This window comes from Pseudomonas sp. GW821-FHT10B02 (assembly GCF_059415665.1).
The window spans coordinates 317,134-335,634 of sequence record NZ_JBWKNR010000003.1 but is presented as its reverse complement, the minus strand read 5'-3'; the positions used below and the strand labels follow the sequence as shown (position 1 = coordinate 335,634).

The 18,501-nt window shown below is 61.8% G+C and carries 17 protein-coding genes; 16 read left to right on the top strand and 1 reads right to left on the bottom strand.

The features are described 5' to 3' along the window. Window positions 1–64: 64 nt before the first annotated feature. From mraZ to lpxC, 16 genes are all read left to right on the top strand, one after another. Complete coding sequence (gene mraZ / locus AC07OF_RS07190) at window positions 65–520, top strand: division/cell wall cluster transcriptional repressor MraZ (RefSeq protein WP_010220775.1); 456 nt, start codon at window positions 65–67, stop codon at window positions 518–520. Next, window positions 517–1,464, top strand: coding sequence for a 16S rRNA (cytosine(1402)-N(4))-methyltransferase RsmH (gene rsmH / locus AC07OF_RS07185; protein ID WP_038607217.1), 948 nt, complete (start codon window positions 517–519; stop codon window positions 1,462–1,464). The genes mraZ and rsmH overlap by 4 nt, the downstream gene beginning before the upstream one ends. Next, complete coding sequence (gene ftsL / locus AC07OF_RS07180) at window positions 1,461–1,754, top strand: cell division protein FtsL (protein ID WP_028943284.1); 294 nt, start codon at window positions 1,461–1,463, stop codon at window positions 1,752–1,754. Before rsmH ends, ftsL begins: the two co-directional genes overlap by 4 nt. Continuing rightward, window positions 1,754–3,487: a peptidoglycan D,D-transpeptidase FtsI family protein gene (locus AC07OF_RS07175; protein WP_198325423.1), complete on the top strand. Its 1,734-nt coding sequence runs from the start codon at window positions 1,754–1,756 to the stop codon at window positions 3,485–3,487. The genes ftsL and AC07OF_RS07175 overlap by 1 nt, the downstream gene beginning before the upstream one ends. Further along, complete coding sequence (locus AC07OF_RS07170; protein ID WP_157191233.1) at window positions 3,487–4,950, top strand: UDP-N-acetylmuramoyl-L-alanyl-D-glutamate--2,6-diaminopimelate ligase; 1,464 nt, start codon at window positions 3,487–3,489, stop codon at window positions 4,948–4,950. Before AC07OF_RS07175 ends, AC07OF_RS07170 begins: the two co-directional genes overlap by 1 nt. Then, window positions 4,943–6,310, top strand: coding sequence for a UDP-N-acetylmuramoyl-tripeptide--D-alanyl-D-alanine ligase (locus AC07OF_RS07165; protein WP_157191234.1), 1,368 nt, complete (start codon window positions 4,943–4,945; stop codon window positions 6,308–6,310). The genes AC07OF_RS07170 and AC07OF_RS07165 overlap by 8 nt, the downstream gene beginning before the upstream one ends. After that, on the top strand, window positions 6,310–7,392 hold the full coding sequence (gene mraY / locus AC07OF_RS07160) for a phospho-N-acetylmuramoyl-pentapeptide-transferase (protein WP_157191235.1): 1,083 nt from the start codon (window positions 6,310–6,312) through the stop codon (window positions 7,390–7,392). Before AC07OF_RS07165 ends, mraY begins: the two co-directional genes overlap by 1 nt. Window positions 7,393–7,398: 6 nt before the next feature. Then, the gene (murD, locus tag AC07OF_RS07155; RefSeq protein ID WP_495072697.1) at window positions 7,399–8,745 is read left to right on the top strand and encodes a UDP-N-acetylmuramoyl-L-alanine--D-glutamate ligase; all 1,347 of its coding nucleotides are present in this window, start codon (window positions 7,399–7,401) and stop codon (window positions 8,743–8,745) included. Then, complete coding sequence (ftsW, locus tag AC07OF_RS07150; protein ID WP_038607232.1) at window positions 8,742–9,956, top strand: putative lipid II flippase FtsW; 1,215 nt, start codon at window positions 8,742–8,744, stop codon at window positions 9,954–9,956. The genes murD and ftsW overlap by 4 nt, the downstream gene beginning before the upstream one ends. After that, entirely contained in the window at window positions 9,946–11,025 is a 1,080-nt protein-coding gene (murG, locus tag AC07OF_RS07145) for an undecaprenyldiphospho-muramoylpentapeptide beta-N-acetylglucosaminyltransferase (protein ID WP_495072696.1), read from the top strand. The genes ftsW and murG overlap by 11 nt, the downstream gene beginning before the upstream one ends. Beyond that, window positions 11,018–12,472, top strand: coding sequence for a UDP-N-acetylmuramate--L-alanine ligase (gene murC, locus AC07OF_RS07140; protein ID WP_038607236.1), 1,455 nt, complete (start codon window positions 11,018–11,020; stop codon window positions 12,470–12,472). Before murG ends, murC begins: the two co-directional genes overlap by 8 nt. After that, window positions 12,469–13,428: a D-alanine--D-alanine ligase gene (locus AC07OF_RS07135; RefSeq protein WP_495072695.1), complete on the top strand. Its 960-nt coding sequence runs from the start codon at window positions 12,469–12,471 to the stop codon at window positions 13,426–13,428. Before murC ends, AC07OF_RS07135 begins: the two co-directional genes overlap by 4 nt. 4 nt (window positions 13,429–13,432) lie before the next feature. Beyond that, window positions 13,433–14,302: a cell division protein FtsQ/DivIB gene (locus AC07OF_RS07130; RefSeq protein WP_038607243.1), complete on the top strand. Its 870-nt coding sequence runs from the start codon at window positions 13,433–13,435 to the stop codon at window positions 14,300–14,302. A gap of 14 nt (window positions 14,303–14,316) precedes the next feature. Beyond that, window positions 14,317–15,570: a cell division protein FtsA gene (gene ftsA, locus AC07OF_RS07125; protein ID WP_038607245.1), complete on the top strand. Its 1,254-nt coding sequence runs from the start codon at window positions 14,317–14,319 to the stop codon at window positions 15,568–15,570. A 57-nt stretch (window positions 15,571–15,627) separates the two neighbouring features. Next, window positions 15,628–16,824, top strand: a complete 1,197-nt coding sequence (gene ftsZ, locus AC07OF_RS07120; RefSeq protein ID WP_038607246.1) for a cell division protein FtsZ — start codon at window positions 15,628–15,630, stop codon at window positions 16,822–16,824. Window positions 16,825–16,936: 112 nt separating this feature from the next. Beyond that, complete coding sequence (lpxC, locus tag AC07OF_RS07115) at window positions 16,937–17,848, top strand: UDP-3-O-acyl-N-acetylglucosamine deacetylase (RefSeq protein WP_028943297.1); 912 nt, start codon at window positions 16,937–16,939, stop codon at window positions 17,846–17,848. 126 nt (window positions 17,849–17,974) lie between these two features. Here lpxC and AC07OF_RS07110 read toward each other — a convergent pair whose 3' ends face one another. After that, window positions 17,975–18,442, bottom strand: a complete 468-nt coding sequence (locus AC07OF_RS07110; protein ID WP_157191240.1) for a DUF721 domain-containing protein — start codon at window positions 18,440–18,442, stop codon at window positions 17,975–17,977. Window positions 18,443–18,501 lie beyond the last annotated feature (59 nt).

The window sequence follows — 18,501 nt, the reverse complement described above, 5'->3', positions numbered from 1 at the left end:
GCAGAAAGTGGCATGAAGTGGGTTTTCTGATCACAAAAAAGCTAACAAGTGGGGAATCGCAGCCGTGTTCCGCGGAGCCAACGCTATCAACCTCGACGCAAAGGGCCGTCTCGCAATGCCGAGCCGGTACCGTGACGAGCTCGATTCGCGTAGTTCCGGGCAGTTGATCGTGACTATCGATGCAGTAGATCCCTGCTTGTGTGTATACCCGCTCGATGAGTGGGAACTGATTGAAGCCAAGTTACGCGCCTTGCCGTCATTGCGTGAAGAGAACCGTCGCCTGCAGCGTTTGCTGATCGGCAATGCGGTGGATCTGGAGCTTGATGGCAGTGGTCGTTTCCTGGTGCCTCCGCGTTTGCGCGAATACGCCAAGCTCGACAAGAAGGCGATGCTGGTGGGGCAACTGAACAAATTTCAGCTGTGGGACGAGGACGCCTGGAACGCAGTTTCGGCAGCCGACCTTGCAGCTATCCAACAACCGGGCGCCATGCCTGATGAACTGCGTGATTTGATCCTGTGACTATAGATAGCGGCTTTAACCACATCACCGTACTGCTTGACGAAGCCGTCGAGGCTCTCGCCGTACGCGCCGATGGCTGCTATCTGGATGGCACTTTCGGGCGCGGCGGGCACAGCCGCTTGATACTCAGCAAGCTCGGGCCGCAAGGACGGTTGCTGGGTTTTGACAAAGATCCTCAAGCGATTGCCACCGGGCAAGCGCTGGCGGCCGAAGACGGCCGCTTTGTCATTGTGCAGCGTAGTTTTGCCGAGCTGGGCGATGAAGTCGCGCAACGCGGCCTGGCCGGTAAAGTCAGCGGTATTTTGATGGACCTGGGCGTTTCTTCGCCACAGCTCGATGACCCGGAGCGCGGTTTCAGCTTTCTCAACGACGGCCCGCTGGATATGCGCATGGACCCGTCGCGCGGGATCAGCGCTGCCGAGTTTATCGCCACCGCCCCGGCCGAAGAGATCGCCCGGGTGTTCAAGGAATATGGCGAAGAGCGTTTTGCCAAGCGCATGGCCAATGCTGTTGTGGCGCGCCGCGAAATTCAGCCTTTTGAGCGCACTGCCGACCTGGCTGAAGTGCTCAAGGTTGCCAACCCTGCCTGGGAAAAGGGCAAGAACCCGGCAACCCGTGCCTTCCAGGGGCTGCGCATTCACGTCAACAACGAACTGGGTGACCTGGAGGCCGGTCTGGAAGCCGCGCTCGAGGCCCTGGAAGTCGGCGGTCGTCTGGTGGTGATCAGCTTCCATTCCCTGGAAGACCGCATCGTCAAACTTTTCATGCGCAAGCTGGTCAAGGGCGAAGCCGACAACCTGCCACGCAACCTGCCTGTGCAGCACAAGCATTTCGAGCCGAAGATCAAGCTGATCGGCAAGGCGCAATTCGCCTCCGAAGCCGAGCTCAAGGCCAACCCACGTTCGCGCAGTGCCGTTATGCGCGTTGCCGAGAAACTGCGGTGAGCCGCTTGTTCGCCAAGCCTTTGCCAGGCGGAAGCTTCCTGATGCTTCTGCTGTTCATTGCCGTGCTCGTTTCTTCGGTGGCGGTGTCGTACAGCGCGCACTGGAACCGTCAGTTGCTCAACACCCTTTACGGCGAACTCAGCGAGCGCGACAAGGCCCAGGCCGAGTGGGGCCGGTTGATCCTTGAGCAAAGCACCTGGACCGCGCACAGCCGTATCGAGAACCTGGCCAGCGAACAACTGAAAATGCGCATTCCGGCCGCCGACGAAGTACGGATGGTGGCGCCATGATGAAACTCGAAGGCGCACTCTACCCGTGGCGGTTTCGCGTGGTCATCGCCTTGCTGGCCATCATGGTCGGTGCGATTGCCTGGCGCATCATCGACCTGCAGGTGGTTGACCGTGACTTCCTTAAAGGTCAGGGCGATGCCCGCAGCTTGCGCCATATCCCGATTCCTGCACACCGCGGGCTCATCACCGACCGCAACGGTGAACCGCTGGCAGTCAGTACTCCGGTCACCACCCTGTGGGCCAACCCCAAGGAAATGCAGGCTTACAAGGAGCGCTGGCCGGCACTGGCCGCTGCGCTCAAGCAGAATCCACAGCAACTGACCCAGCGCCTGGAACAACAGGCCAACAAAGAATTCATTTATCTGGTCCGCGGCCTGACCCCGGAGCAGGGGCAGGTGGTACTTGATCTGAAGGTTCCTGGTGTCTACGGCATCGAGGAATTTCGTCGTTTCTACCCGGCCGGCGATGTCGCCGCGCACATGGTCGGCTTTACCGACCTCGATGACCACGGTCGAGAAGGGGTGGAGCTGGCCTACGATGAGTGGCTGGCCGGCGTGCCCGGCAAGCGCCAGGTCATCAAGGACCGGCGTGGCCGGCTGATCAAAGACATCCAGGTAACCAAAAACGCCAAGGCCGGAAAGACCTTGGCGTTGTCCATCGACTTGCGCCTGCAATATCTGGCGACCCGTGAGCTGCGCAACGCGATTGCCGAGCAGGAAGCCAAGGCCGGCAGCCTGGTGATTCTCGATGTGAAAACTGGTGAAGTGCTGGCCATGGTCAACCAGCCCACCTACAACCCCAACAACCGCCGCAGCATGTTCCCGGCCGCCATGCGCAACCGCGCGATCATCGACGTGTTTGAGCCCGGTTCCACGGTCAAGCCGCTGTCGATGAGTGCTGCGCTGCAGAGCGGGCGCTGGAAGCCGACCGACAAGGTCGAGGTTTATCCGGGCACCTTGCAACTGGGGCGTTACACCATTCGTGACGTGTCCAAGAGCGAAGGCCCGATCCTCGACCTGACCGGCATTCTGATCAACTCCAGTAACGTCGGCATGAGCAAGATCGCCTTCGATATCGGCGGTGAATCCATTTACCGGGTGATGTCCCAGCTCGGTCTGGGCCAGTACACCGGCCTGGGCTTCCCGGGTGAGCGGGTCGGTAACCTGCCGAACCACCGTGAGTGGCGCAAGGCAGAAACTGCGACCCTGTCCTACGGCTACGGCCTGTCGGTGACCGCGCTGCAGTTGGTACATGCCTATGCTGCGCTGGCCAACGACGGCAAGATGGTGCCGTTGAGCATTCTTAAAGTCGACAAAACGCCAGAGTCCACCCAGGTGGTGCCGGTAGAAGTCGCCAAGACCATTCAGGGCATGGTCCAGCAGGTTATCGAAGCGCCGCGCGGCGTGTTCCGTGCCCAGGTGCCGTTCTATCACGTCGGTGGCAAGAGTGGTACGGCGCGTAAAGCCACGATCGGCTCCAAGGGTTACACCGAAAATTCCTACCGCTCGCTGTTTGCCGGATTCGGCCCGATGAGCGACCCGCGTTATGCCGTGGTGGTGGTCATCGACGAGCCGAGCAAAGGCGGCTACTTCGGTGGTCTGGTCTCGGCGCCGGTGTTCAGCAAGGTCATGTCCGGCACGTTGCGCCTGATGAACATTCCGCCGGATAACCTTCCGCCGCCGGTTCCACAGCAGCAGGTTGATGCTGCGACCGCCAAAGGAGGGCGCGGTTGATGACAATGCCATTGAGTAAGCTTTTCGCCCAGGCCAGCCGCGATCCGTTGATCCGCGAGCTGACTCTGGACAGCCGTAACATCCGTCCGGGTGACCTGTTCCTGGCGGTGCCTGGTGCGTTGGTCGATGGTCGCGATCACATTGCCGATGCACTCAAGCGCGGCGCGGCTGCGGTTGCCTATGAAGCACAAGGCGCCACGGTGCTACCGATCACCGAAGTACCGCTTATTCCGGTCAAGGGCCTGATTGCTCAGTTGTCGGATATTGCCGGGCGCTTTTATGGCGAGCCGAGCCGTCAGCTGAATCTGGTTGGTGTCACTGGCACCAACGGCAAGACCAGTGTCACTCAGTTAGTGGCCCAGGCTTTGGACAAGCTAGGCCAGCGCTGCGGCCTGATTGGCACCCTGGGCACTGGCTTCTATGGCGAGTTGCAAAGCGGTCGTCTGACCACGCCGGATCCGATAGCCGTGCAAGCGACCCTAAACGACCTGAAGAAGGGTGGGGCCAAGGCCGTGGCCATGGAGGTTTCTTCCCATGCTCTGGATCAGGGCCGGGTTGCGGCGCTGGCGTTCGACATCGCGGTAATGACCAACCTGTCGCGCGATCACCTGGACTACCACGGCAGCATGCAGGCCTACGAAGACGCCAAGGCGCGTCTGTTCGCCTGGCCGAACCTGCGTTGCCGGGTGGTCAACCTCGATGATGACTTTGGTCGCCGCCTGGCGGCCGAGAAGGGCGAGTCGCGCCTGATCAGCTACAGCCTCAAGGATCCTGCCGCTTCGTTGTACTGCCGCGAAGCGCATTTTGACGACGACGGCGTGCGCGCGGTGATCGTCACGGCCCAGGGAGAGCATTCCCTGCGCAGCCGCCTGCTTGGCCGCTTCAACCTGAGCAACATGCTGGCGGCGGTCGGTACCCTGATGGCGCTGGACTATGCGCTGGATGAAATTCTCGCCGTGACCCCGGCGCTGGAAGGCCCGATCGGCCGCATGCAGCGCCTGGGTGGCGGCAGTAAGCCGCTGGTGGTGGTCGATTACGCCCACACCCCCGATGCGCTGGAGCAGGTGCTCCAGGCCTTGCGTCCGCACGCCAAAGGCCAGTTGTTGTGCCTGTTCGGCTGCGGTGGCGATCGTGATCGCGGCAAGCGTCCGTTGATGGCCGAAGTGGCCGAGCGTCTTGCCGACCGCGTGCTGGTCACCGACGACAACCCACGTAGCGAAGACCCGCAGCAGATCTTTGCTGATATCCGTCCAGGTTTCGTCAAGGTTGATGCGGTCGAGTTCGTCGCCGGGCGTGGTACTGCCATTGCCCAGTTGATTGCCAGCGCCGGTGTTGATGATGTCATCGTCCTTGCTGGCAAAGGCCACGAGGACTATCAGGAAATCAACGGTCAGCGTCACGACTTTTCCGACCTGGTTGAAGCCGAGAAAGCGCTTGCAGTCTGGGAGGCCCCTCATGCTTAAACCATTGACCCTCAGCCAGTTGACCGCGCCGCTGCAAGGCCGCCTGTTGGGTGCTGATGCCAGCTTCAGTGGCGTCAGCATCGACAGTCGCGCAATCGTTGCCGGGCAACTGTTTGTCGCCTTGGCCGGGCCGCGTTTTGACGGTCACGATTACCTCAATGAAGTACAGGCCAAGGGCGCTGTTGCTGCCCTGGTCGAACGAGAAGTGCCAGGCACCAGCCTCCCGCAGTTGCTGGTTGCCGATTGCCGCCAGGCTTTGGGCCAGTTGGGTGCGCTGAACCGTGCCGCGTTCGACAAGCCTGTCGCTGCCATCACCGGCTCCAGCGGCAAGACCACGGTCAAGGAAATGCTCGCCAGCATCCTGCGCACCCGCGGTCCGGTCCTGGCCACGCGTGGCAACCTGAACAACGACCTCGGCGCCCCGCTGACGCTGCTCGAAATTGCCCCGGAACACACCGCGGCAGTCATCGAGCTGGGTGCCTCGCGCATTGGCGAGATTGCCTACACCGTTGCTCTGACCAAGCCACAAGTGGCGTTGATCAACAATGCCGGCACTGCGCATGTCGGCGAGTTCGGCGGCCCGGAGAAGATTGTCGAAGCCAAGGGCGAGATCCTCGAAGGTTTGGGTCAGGATGGCGTGGCAGTATTGAACCTTGATGACAAGGCCTTCGGCATCTGGAAACAGCGCGCCGGTAATCGCCAGGTGCTGACCTTCGCGTTGAACAACGCTGGCGCAGATTTCCATGCCGCTGATCTCGCCCAGGATGAGCGTGGTTGCCCGTCTTTCGACCTGCACAGTCCATTGGGTGTGGCGCGGGTCCAGCTCAATCTGCTCGGTACCCATAACGTCAGCAACGCGCTGGCCGCCGCTGCCGCCGCACATGCCTTTGGTCTGACGCTGGACGGAATCGTCCAGGGCTTGAATACCGTGCAACCGGTCAAGGGCCGCACTGTCGTACAGATGGCGCCGAACGGTGTGCGGGTGATTGACGACACTTACAATGCAAACCCCACCTCCATGTGCGCTGCCGTTGATATACTCGCCGGCTTTTCCGGACGCACCGTCCTGGTGCTCGGGGATATCGGCGAATTGGGCCAGTGGGCTGAGGAAGGGCATCGGCAGGTAGGCGACTACGCCAAAGATAAAGTATCGGCGCTGTATGCGGTGGGGTCGAACATGGCTCACGCAGTGGCAGCGTTTGGCGCCAATGCCCGACATTTCGCTAATCAAGCTGACCTGATCGACGCCGTTCGCGGCGAGCAGGCCACCAACACCACTATTTTGATCAAGGGTTCGCGCAGCGCTGCGATGGAAAACGTCGTGGCGGCTTTGTGCGGTTCCAGCGGGGAGAAACATTAATGCTGCTGCTGCTGGCTGAGTATCTGCAACAGTTCTACAAAGGCTTCGCGGTCTTTCAGTACCTGTCCCTGCGCGGGATTCTGGGTGTACTGACCGCGTTGTCGCTGGCCCTGTGGTTGGGCCCCTGGATGATTCGTACCCTGCAGATTCGCCAGATCGGTCAAGCGGTTCGTAACGACGGCCCGCAATCGCACCTGTCCAAATCCGGCACCCCGACCATGGGCGGCGCCCTGATTCTTTCGGCTATCGGCATCAGCACCTTGCTGTGGGCCGACCTGAGCAACCGTTATGTCTGGGTAGTGTTGATCGTTACCTTGCTGTTCGGCGCCATCGGCTGGGTCGATGACTACCGCAAGGTGATCGAGAAGAACTCGCGTGGCCTGCCAAGCCGCTGGAAGTATTTCTGGCAGTCGGTGTTCGGCCTGGGCGCGGCGATCTTCCTGTATATGACTGCTCCGAGCAGCGTCGAGACCACGCTGATCGTGCCGATGCTCAAGGATGTCACCATCCCGCTGGGTATCGGTTTCGTGGTGCTGACCTACTTCGTCATCGTCGGTTCGAGCAACGCGGTGAACCTGACCGACGGCCTCGATGGCCTGGCAATCATGCCAACGGTCATGGTCGGCGGCGCCCTGGGTATCTTCTGCTACCTGTCGGGCAACGTGAAATTCGCCGAATACCTGCTGATTCCTTACGTGCCGGGCGCCGGTGAGCTGATCGTATTCTGCGGCGCACTGATCGGTGCCGGTCTGGGCTTCCTCTGGTTCAACACCTATCCGGCCCAGGTGTTCATGGGCGACGTCGGTGCCTTGGCACTGGGTGCGGCGCTGGGCACCATCGCGGTCATCGTGCGTCAGGAAATCGTCCTGTTCATCATGGGCGGCGTGTTCGTCATGGAGACCCTGTCGGTGGTGATCCAGGTGGCTTCGTTCAAGCTGACCGGCAAGCGTGTGTTCCGCATGGCCCCGATCCACCACCACTTTGAACTCAAGGGTTGGCCCGAGCCGCGGGTGATCGTCCGTTTCTGGATTATCACCGTGATTCTGGTGCTGATCGGCCTTGCCACCCTGAAACTGAGGTAGAAACGCGTGTCACTGATCGCTTCTGACCACTTCCGCATCGTTGTCGGCCTCGGCAAGAGCGGCATGTCCCTGGTTCGCTTCCTGGCGAACCGGGGCGTTGCCTTTGCGGTCGCCGACACCCGTGAACAACCACCGGAACTGGAAACCCTGCGCCGCGATTACCCGCAGGTGGAAGTGCGCTGTGGCGAGCTGGATGTAGAGTTTCTCTGTCGCGCCGACGAGCTGTATGTCAGCCCTGGCCTGGCCCTGGCCACGCCTGCGCTGCAACAAGCCGCAGCCCGTGGCGTGAAGCTGTCCGGTGATATCGAGCTGTTTGCCCGTAACGCCAAGGCGCCGATCATCGCCATCAGTGGTTCCAACGCGAAAAGCACGGTGACCACGCTGGTCGGCGAAATGGCGGCAGCGGCCGGTAAGCGCGTGGCTGTCGGCGGCAACCTCGGTACCCCGGCGCTGGACCTGCTCAGTGATGACGTTGAGCTGTATGTGATGGAGCTGTCGAGTTTCCAGCTGGAAACCACCGACCAGCTCAACGCTGAAGTCGCCACCGTGCTCAACGTCAGCGAAGACCATATGGACCGCTACAGCGGCCTGCCGGCCTATCACCTGGCCAAGCACCGGATCTTCCGTGGCGCGCGGCAAGTGGTGGTCAATCGTCAGGACGCCCTGAGTCGCCCGTTGCTGGCCGAGAACCAGCCGGTGTGGACCTTCGGCCTGAACACGCCTGACTTCAAGGCCTTTGGCTTGCGCGAAGAGAATGGCGAAAAGTACCTGGCGTTCGAGTTCCAGAACCTGATGCCGGTGCGCGAGCTGAAAATCCGTGGCTCGCACAACCAGTCCAACGCCCTGGCGGCATTGGCCCTGGGGCATGCAGTCGGCTTGCCGATGGACGCCATGCTGTCCAGCCTGCGCACCTTCGCCGGTCTGGCGCACCGTTGCCAGTGGCTTCGTGAACGCGACGGCGTGAACTGGTACGACGACTCCAAGGCCACCAACGTCGGTGCCGCTCTGGCCGCCATCGAAGGCCTGGGCGCCGATATCGACGGCAAGCTGGTACTGGTTGCTGGCGGCGATGGCAAAGGTGCGGATTTCAGCGCTCTGCGTGCTCCGGTAGCGGCGCACTGCCGCGCTGTCGTGCTGCTGGGACGCGATGCCGAACGCCTGGTCGAAGCGCTGGGTGACAGCGTACCGCTGGTCCGGGTGAAAACCCTCGAAGAAGCTGTGCAGCAATGTGCCGAGCTGGCCCAGCCTGGCGATGCCGTGCTGCTGTCGCCGGCCTGCGCCAGCCTCGACATGTTCAAGAATTTTGAAGAGCGTGGGCGCCTGTTCGCCCAGGCCGTAGGAGGGCTGGCATGATCTTCGGCATCATCAAGCCCTATCCGTCGCCGCTGATCAGCGGTCGCGGCATCGACCTCGATTTCGCCATGCTCGCCGGTTGCCTGGCGTTGCTCGGTCTCGGCCTGGTGATGATCACCTCGGCGTCCTCGGAAGTGGCTGCGGCGCAGTCGGGCAATCCGCTGTACCACATGTTCCGTCACCTGGTGTACGTGGCCATTGGTGTGTTCGCCTGCATCGTCACCATGATGGTGCCGATTGCCACCTGGCAGAAAATGGGCTTCACCATGCTGGTCGGCGCCTTTGGCTTGCTGGTACTGGTACTGGTGCCAGGCATCGGCCGCGAAGTGAACGGTTCGATGCGCTGGATCGGTTTCAGCTTCTTCAACGTCCAGCCTTCGGAAATCGCCAAGGTCTTCGTGGTCATTTACCTGGCCGGCTACCTGGTGCGTCGCCAGAAGGAAGTACGCGAAAGCTGGATGGGTTTCTTCAAGCCGTTCATCGTGCTGTTGCCTATGGCCGGCCTATTGCTGATGGAGCCTGACTTCGGTGCCACCGTGGTCATGATGGGCGCGGCGGCGGCGATGCTTTTCCTCGGCGGGGTGGGGTTGTTTCGTTTCAGCCTGATGGTGCTGCTGGCGGTGGGCGCAGTGTTCGTCCTGGTCCAGGCCCAGCCCTACCGGATGGCGCGGCTTGTTACCTTTACCGACCCCTGGTCCGACCAGTTCGGCTCCGGCTACCAGCTGACCCAGGCACTGATCGCCTTCGGGCGCGGCGAGTGGCTGGGTGTCGGCCTTGGCAACAGCGTGCAAAAGCAGTTTTACCTGCCCGAGGCGCACACCGACTTCGTGTTTTCGGTACTGGCCGAAGAGTTGGGTGTAGTCGGTTCGCTGCTTACCGTGGCGCTGTTCGTATTTGTCACCGTACGCGCCTTGTACATCGGTTTGTGGGCCGAGAAAGCCAAGCAGTTCTTTGCCGCCTATGTGGCCTTTGGCCTGGCGTTCCTGTGGATTGGTCAGTTCCTGATCAACATCGGCGTGAACGTCGGTCTGCTGCCAACCAAGGGTCTGACCTTGCCGTTCCTCAGCTATGGCGGTAGCTCGCTGGTGATCTGCTGCGCCTGTGTCGGGCTGCTGCTGCGGATCGAGTGGGAAAGTCGCACCCATCTGGGTAGCGAAGAACACGAATTCAATGAAAGCGATTTTGCCGAGGAGCCGAATCATGGCCGCTGACGGCAAGAATGTACTGATCATGGCAGGCGGTACCGGGGGCCACGTGTTCCCGGCGCTGGCCTGTGCCCATGAGTTCCAGGCGCGTGGTTACACCGTGCACTGGCTGGGCACTCCGCGTGGCATCGAGAACGAACTGGTGCCTCAGGCGGGTTTGCAGTTGCACCTGATTCAAGTCAGCGGCCTGCGCGGCAAGGGCAAGCTGTCGCTGCTCAAGGCGCCATTTACCCTGGTCAAGGCGGTACTGCAGGCGCGGCGCATCATTCGCCAGCTCAAGCCAGTCTGCGTGATCGGTTTCGGTGGTTACGTGACCGGCCCGGGCGGCGTTGCCGCGCGGCTTTGTGGTGTACCTGTAGTGGTCCACGAGCAGAATGCCCGCGCCGGTACCGCCAATCGGCTGCTGGTGCCGTTGGCCGGCCGAGTCTGCGAAGCTTTCCCCGGGACCTTCACGGCTTCCGACAAGTTGCGCACCACCGGCAATCCGGTGCGCAGTGAGCTGTTCCTGGACACCCCGCGCGAGCCCCTGGGCGCGCGTCGGCCACGCTTGCTGGTGCTGGGCGGAAGCCTGGGCGCCGAACCGTTGAACAAATTGCTGCCCCAAGCCCTGGCCCAGGTGCCCGCGGACATTCGTCCCGAGGTGTTCCACCAGGCGGGTAAACAGCACGACCAGATTACCGCCGAGCGCTATCGCGAGGCTGGAGTCGAGGCTCAGGTAGAGCCCTTTATCAAGGACATGGCCAAGGCATACGCCTGGGCCGATCTGGTGGTCTGCCGCGCAGGCGCGCTGACCGTCAGTGAGCTGGCTGCGGCCGGCTTGCCATCGATGCTGGTGCCGTTGCCCCATGCCATCGACGATCACCAGACTCACAACGCCCATTATCTGGCCCGTGAAGGCGCTGCCTTCCTGATGCCACAAGCGACAACTGGCGCAGCGCAACTCGCTGAACGCCTGAACGAGGTGCTGATGCAACCGGAAAAACTCTCCGCCATGGCCGCCACTGCCCGGCGCCTGGCTAAACCTGCGGCCACCCGCACCGTGGTCGATATCTGCCTGGAGGTGGCCCATGGTTGAAAGCAAGAAAGCCATGCCACAGCCAGAAATGCGCCGTATCCGCCGCATCCACTTCGTCGGTATCGGCGGCGTGGGCATGTGCGGAATCGCCGAAGTGCTGCTGAACCTGGGTTACCAGGTATCGGGCTCGGACCTCAAGACTTCGGCGGTTACTCAGCGCCTGGAATCCTTCGGGGCGCAAATCTTCATCGGTCACCGTGCCGAGAACGCCGCCAGCGCCGATGTGCTGGTGGTTTCCAGTGCCATCAACCCGGCCAACCCGGAAGTCGCCACCGCCCTTGAACGGCGTATTCCGGTAGTGCCGCGCGCCGAAATGCTCGCCGAGCTGATGCGCTACCGCCACGGCATCGCCGTCGCCGGTACCCATGGCAAGACCACCACCACCAGCCTGCTGGCTTCGGTGTTTGCCGCGGGTGGCCTGGATCCGACTTTTGTCATCGGTGGCCGTCTGAATGCAGCGGGTACCAATGCCCAGCTCGGCACCAGCCGCTACCTGATCGCCGAAGCCGACGAAAGCGACGCCAGCTTCCTGCACCTGCAGCCGCTGGTGGCCGTGGTCACCAACATCGACGCCGACCACATGGCGACCTACGAAGGCGACTTCAACAAGCTGAAGAAAACCTTCGTCGAGTTCCTGCACAACCTGCCGTTCTACGGCCTGGCCGTGATGTGCCTGGATGACCCGGTGGTGCGCGAGATCCTGCCACAGGTCAAGCGCCCGGCGGTCACCTACGGCTTCAGCGAAGAAGCCGACGTGCGCGCGATCAATGTTCGCCAGTCGGGCATGCAGACCCACTTCACCGTGCTGCGCCGCGACCGCGAGCCGCTGGACGTGTCGGTCAACATGCCGGGCAACCACAATGTGCTCAACGCCCTGGCAACCATCGCCATCGCTACCGACGAAGGCATCAGCGATGAAGCCATCGTTCAGGGCCTGTCGGGGTTCCAGGGGGTAGGGCGACGCTTCCAGGTCTACGGCGAGCTGCCGGTAGACGGTGGCAGCGTCATGCTGGTCGACGACTACGGTCACCACCCGACCGAAGTGGCCGCGGTCATCAAAGCCGTGCGCGGTGGCTGGCCGGAGCGCCGTCTGGTGATGGTCTACCAGCCGCACCGTTACAGCCGCACCCGTGACCTGTACGACGATTTCGTCCAGGTCCTGGCTGATGCCAACGTCCTGCTGCTGATGGAGGTCTACCCGGCCGGCGAAGAGCCGATTCCTGGTGCCGACAGCCGTCAGCTGTGCCACAGCATCCGTCAGCGCGGCCAGCTTGATCCGATCTACATCGAGCGCGGCATCGAACTGGCGCCGCTGGTCAAGCCGTTGCTGCGCGCCGGCGACATCCTGCTGTGCCAGGGTGCCGGTGATATCGGTGGCCTGGCCCCGCAATTACTCAAGAGTCCGTTGTTCGCTGGTGCTGTTGCCAGTCAGGGGAAGTCGAAATGACTGATAACGCATACGCCACATTGTACTCGACCATTGCTGCGAAAGACTTCGGCCGCGTTGCCGTGCTTTACGGCGGCAAGAGTGCCGAACGCGAAGTTTCGCTGAAGTCCGGGGCCGCAGTCATCGAAGCGCTGACCAGCGCCGGTGTCGACGTGGTCGCCATCGATGTGGGCGATGACCTGCTCGATCGCCTGCAAAGCGAGAAGATCGACCGCGCCTTCATCATCCTCCACGGCCGTGGCGGTGAAGACGGCAGCATGCAGGGCCTGCTGGAGTGTCTGGGCATCCCTTACACCGGCAGTGGCATCCTCGCTTCGGCGCTGGCCATGGACAAGCTGCGGACCAAACAGGTCTGGCACAGCCTGGGTATTCCAACCCCGCGTCATGCCGTGCTGACCAGCGAAGCCGACTGTATTTCTGCAGGTGCGGAACTGGGCTTCCCTTTGATCGTCAAACCGGCCCATGAAGGTTCCAGTATCGGTATGGCGAAAGTGAACGGTGTCGACGAATTGATCGCCGCCTGGAAAGACGCCGCTACCTACGATTCGCAAGTGTTGGTCGAACAATGGATTCACGGTCCGGAGTTCACCGTCGCGACCCTGCGTGGCCAGGTATTGCCACCGATCGCGCTGGGCACGCCGCACACTTTCTACGACTACGACGCCAAGTACCTGGCTTCCGATACCCAGTACCGGATCCCGTGTGGCTTGAGTGCGGAGAAGGAACAGGAACTGATCGACCTGACCGCCCGTGCCTGCGACGCCATCGGCATCGCTGGCTGGGGACGGCTGGACGTCATGCAGGACGAGCAGGGGCGTTTCTGGCTGCTCGAAGTCAACACCGCACCAGGCATGACGGATCACAGCCTGGTCCCTATGGCGGCACGCGCGGCCGGTCTGGACTTCCAGCAATTGGTGCTGGCAATCCTGGCGGCCAGCGTCGAGGCGCGAGGTTAAGCCCATGCAAGGCGCGATGTTACGTCATCAGCAACCCGCCACCGGCCGCAACAAGCCGGTGCCGCGTGGTGCCAGCCGGATGGTGGCCAAGGAGCCACTGTCGGCGCGCCTGCCCAAGGCCAATTTCAGCGTCTTCAAGCGCCTGCTTTGGCCGGTGCTGCTGGTCGCCGCAGGTTTCGCTGCCTATGAAGGTGCGCAACGGCTGATGCCATACGCTGACCGGCCGATCACCAAGATCGCCGTGCAGGGTGACCTCAGCTACATCAGCCAGCAAGCGGTGCAGCAGCGGATCGCCCCTTATGTGGCGGCCAGCTTCTTCACCGTTGACCTGGCGAGCATGCGCGCCGAGCTTGAGCAGATGCCCTGGATCGCCCATGCCGAAGTGCGCCGGGTGTGGCCGGACGAAGTGGTGATCCGCCTGGAAGAACAGTTGCCGGTGGCGCGTTGGGGCGAGGAGGCCTTGCTCAATAACCAGGGCCAGGCCTTCACCCCGCGCGAACTGGCCAACTACGAGCACCTCCCGCAGCTGTTCGGGCCGCAGCGGGCGCAGCAACAAGTGATGCAGCAATATCAGGTACTGAGCCAGATGTTGCGGCCAATGGGCTTTTCGATTGCCCGGCTGGAAGTGCGCGAGCGCGGCAGCTGGTTCCTGACCACTGGCGCCGGCAGCGCCGGGCCAGGTGTTGAACTGCTGCTGGGGCGCGACCATCTGGTGGAAAAAATGCGCCGTTTCATTGCCATTTACGACAAGACACTCAAAGAACAGATCACGAACATCGCCCGCATCGATCTGCGTTATGCCAATGGCCTGGCCGTTGGCTGGCGGGAACCGATTGCACCGACGACGGCCCAACCCGCCGTTGCGAAGAATTAGAGAGAGGCAGGACCATGGCAAATGCGCATAGCGGCAAAATGATCGTCGGGCTCGATATCGGCACCTCCAAGGTAGTGGCGCTGGTAGGCGAAGTCGCGGCCGACGGTACCCTGGAAATCGTCGGTATCGGCACCCATCCTTCGCGCGGGCTGAAGAAGGGCGTGGTGGTCAATATCGAATCGACCGTGCAGTCGATCCAGCGTGCGGTGGAAGAAGCCCAGCTGATGGCCGGCTGCCGGATCCACTCGGCGTTCGTTGGCGTCGCCGGCAATCACATCCGCAGCCTGAACTCCCACGGCATCGTCGCGATCCGCGACCGTGAAGTCAGTGCGGCTGACCTCGAGCGCGTCCTCGACGCCGCTCAGGCAGTTGCCATTCCGGCCGACCAGCGGGTCCTGCACACCCTGCCGCAGGACTACGTGATCGACAACCAGGAAGGCGTGCGCGAGCCGCTGGGCATGTCCGGCGTGCGTCTGGAAGCCAAGGTTCACGTGGTCACCTGCGCCGTCAATGCCGCACAGAACATCGAGAAGTGCGTGCGCCGCTGTGGCCTGGAAATCGACGACATCATCCTCGAGCAACTGGCCTCGGCTTACTCGGTGCTGACCGATGACGAGAAAGAGCTGGGCGTGTGCCTGGTGGACATCGGTGGCGGTACCACTGACATCGCCATCTTCACCGAAGGCGCGATTCGTCACACCGCGGTGATCCCGATTGCCGGCGATCAGGTGACCAACGACATCGCCATGGCCCTGCGCACCCCGACCCAGTACGCCGAAGAGATCAAGATCCGTTACGCCTGCGCCCTGGCCAAGCTGGCCGGTGCCGGTGAAACCATCAAGGTGCCGAGCGTCGGTGACCGCCCGCCGCGCGAGCTGTCGCGCCAGGCCCTGGCCGAAGTGGTCGAGCCGCGTTACGACGAGCTGTTCACCCTGATCCAGGCCGAGCTGCGCCGCAGCGGCTACGAGGACCTGGTGCCAGCAGGCATCGTCCTGACCGGTGGTACCGCGAAGATGGAAGGTGCGGTAGAGCTGGCCGAAGAGATTTTCCACATGCCGGTACGCCTGGGCGTACCGCATAGCGTTCGGGGCCTGAGCGACGTCGTGCGCAACCCGATTTATTCCACTGGTGTGGGCTTGCTGACCTACGGTCTGCAAAAACAGTCCGACGGCGTCAGCCTCACCGGTACCAGCAGCAACAACTATGGCGATGAACCCAAAGCACCGGCGTTCGAGCGTTTCACACGCTGGGTCAAAGGCAACTTTTAAAAGTTTCAAAGCAGTAGTAGTAGGCGCAAAAACTAGAGAACTGTAAGGAGAGGGAAAATGTTCGAGCTCGTAGACAACGTCCCGCAAAGCCCGGTCATCAAAGTGATCGGCGTCGGTGGCGGCGGTGGCAACGCCGTCAATCACATGGTCAAGAGCAACATCGAGGGCGTTGAGTTCATCTGCGCCAACACCGATGCTCAAGCGCTGAAAAACATCGGCGCGCGGACCATTCTGCAACTGGGTACTGGTGTCACCAAGGGACTGGGTGCCGGTGCCAATCCGGAAGTCGGCCGTCAGGCCGCGCTGGAAGACCGTGAGCGCATCGCCGAAGTACTGCAGGGCACCAACATGGTGTTCATCACCACCGGCATGGGCGGCGGTACCGGTACCGGTGCTGCGCCGATCATCGCCGAAGTGGCCAAGGAACTGGGTATCCTCACCGTTGCGGTGGTGACCCGTCCGTTCCCGTTCGAAGGCCGCAAGCGCATGCAGATCGCCGATGAAGGCATCCGTGCACTGGCAGACAGCGTCGACTCGCTGATTACCATCCCGAACGAAAAACTGCTGACCATCCTCGGTAAAGACGCCAGCCTGCTGTCCGCCTTCGCCAAGGCTGACGACGTTCTGGCCGGTGCCGTTCGCGGTATCTCCGACATCATCAAGCGTCCGGGCATGATCAACGTCGACTTTGCCGACGTACGGACGGTGATGAGCGAAATGGGCATGGCGATGATGGGCACTGGCTGCGCCAGCGGTCCGAACCGTGCACGTGAAGCGACTGAAGCAGCAATCCGCAACCCGCTGCTCGAAGACGTCAACCTGCAGGGCGCTCGCGGCATCCTGGTCAACATCACCGCAGGTCCTGACCTGTCGCTGGGTGAGTACTCGGACGTTGGTAGCATCATCGAAGCCTTCGCTTCCGATCACGCCATGGTCAAGGTCGGTACCGTTATCGATCCGGACATGCGTGACGAGCTGCACGTGACCGTGGTTGCCACGGGCCTGGGTGCGAAGATCGAGAAGCCGGTCAAGGTCATCGACAACACCCTGCAGAGCGCTTCGATGCAGCAGCAGACGCCGGCTCCGGCCCCTGTGCGCAACGAACAGTCGTCGGTGAACTACCGTGATCTGGAGCGTCCGACCGTAATGCGCAATCAGGCGCATGCCGGTGCAGCCGCTGCTGCCAAGCTCAATCCGCAAGACGATCTGGACTATCTGGACATCCCAGCTTTCCTGCGTCGTCAGGCCGATTGATGAAATTTATCAGGGGTATAAGGGTGATTGGTGTTCAGCAAAGGCCGGGTCTGGTATTATCCTCAGCCTTTGTTGATACCAGTTCGCAATTTGCGCTGAAGCGGCCAATGCCATGATTAAACAACGCACCCTGAAGAATATTATCCGTGCCACAGGTGTCGGCCTGCACTCCGGGGAAAAGGTTTACCTGACCCTCAAACCTGCACCTGTGGATACCGGCATCGTATTTCGCCGTGCCGACCTCGACCCCGTGGTGGAAATTCCCGCCCGCGCGGCAAATGTCGGCGAGACCACCATGTCGACGACACTGGTCAATGGCGATACCAAGGTAGACACGGTTGAGCACTTGCTCTCGGCCATGGCTGGCCTGGGCATCGATAACGCCTACGTCGAGCTCTCCGCGTCCGAAGTGCCGATCATGGACGGTAGCGCAGGACCCTTCGTATTCCTGATTCAATCTGCCGGCCTGGAAGAACAGGACGCAGCCAAGAAATTCATCCGCATCCTGCGCGAAGTGACAGTGGAAGACGGCGACAAGCGCGCCACTTTCCTGCCGTTCGACGGATTCAAGGTGAGTTTCGAGATCGATTTCGATCACCCGGTGTTCCGTAACCGGACCCAAAGTGCCAGCGTGGACTTTTCCAGCACCTCGTTCGTGAAGGAAGTCAGCCGCGCCCGGACCTTCGGGTTCATGAGCGATATCGAGTACCTGCGCAAGCACAACCTCGCGCTCGGCGGCAGCGTGGAAAACGCCATCGTGGTCGACAAGGACGGCGTGCTCAATGAAGACGGCCTTCGTTACGAAGACGAATTCGTCAAGCACAAGATTCTCGACGCCATCGGCGACCTCTACCTGCTGGGCAACAGCCTGATCGGCGAGTTCAAGGGCTACAAGTCCGGACACGCGCTGAACAACCAGCTGCTGCGCAAGCTGATCGAGGAAACAGATGCCTGGGAAGTGGTGACTTTCGAAGATGCCAGTACGGCACCGATCTCTTACATGCGTCCGGTTGCGGCAGTGTAAGTTCGAACACTCTCTCTAGTGATTAAGGCCACCTTCGGGTGGCCTTTTTTATGCGTGGTTGTGGGAGCGGGCTTGCCCCGCGATAGCAATCGGTCAGTCACATCGCATCGCGGGGCAAGCCCGCTCCTACCCAGGTTGCTCATCCTTGTCCCGCGCATGGCTGGCCAGGCGTTCCAGCGCCGCGCGCAGTTTCGGATCGCTGATACCGTCGGCGGTCGCCTGAATGCTCTCGGCGGCACGCGTGGACAGATCGGCGGTATGCGGGGCGGCCCGGCTCTGGGTGGTGGGTGGCTGCACCTTGAAGAGGATCCGGGTCAGGCTGGCGAAGGCTTCCAGGGTCTGCAACTGGCGCTGCAGGCGCTTTTGCTGGTAGCGCAGGCGGGTCGCCCAGTGGCCGTCGGTGACGATCAGCAGCAGGGTACCTTCGCGCCAGGAGGCGATATGGCAATGTTCACGCGCAGCAGGCTGCAGCTGGCTGTCGAGCAGTTTTTGCAGTTGTGCCAGGCGCTGGGCCTGGCTGAACAGGGCTTTGAGCGGCCGGGCTTCGCGCAACAGTACAGCGGGCGCGCGGGCTGGCAAGGGGCGAAAAGCCATGAAAGGACACCTGAAGTTACAGTAGCGGCATCTTAGCAGATCCCCCGACGCACGCCTTA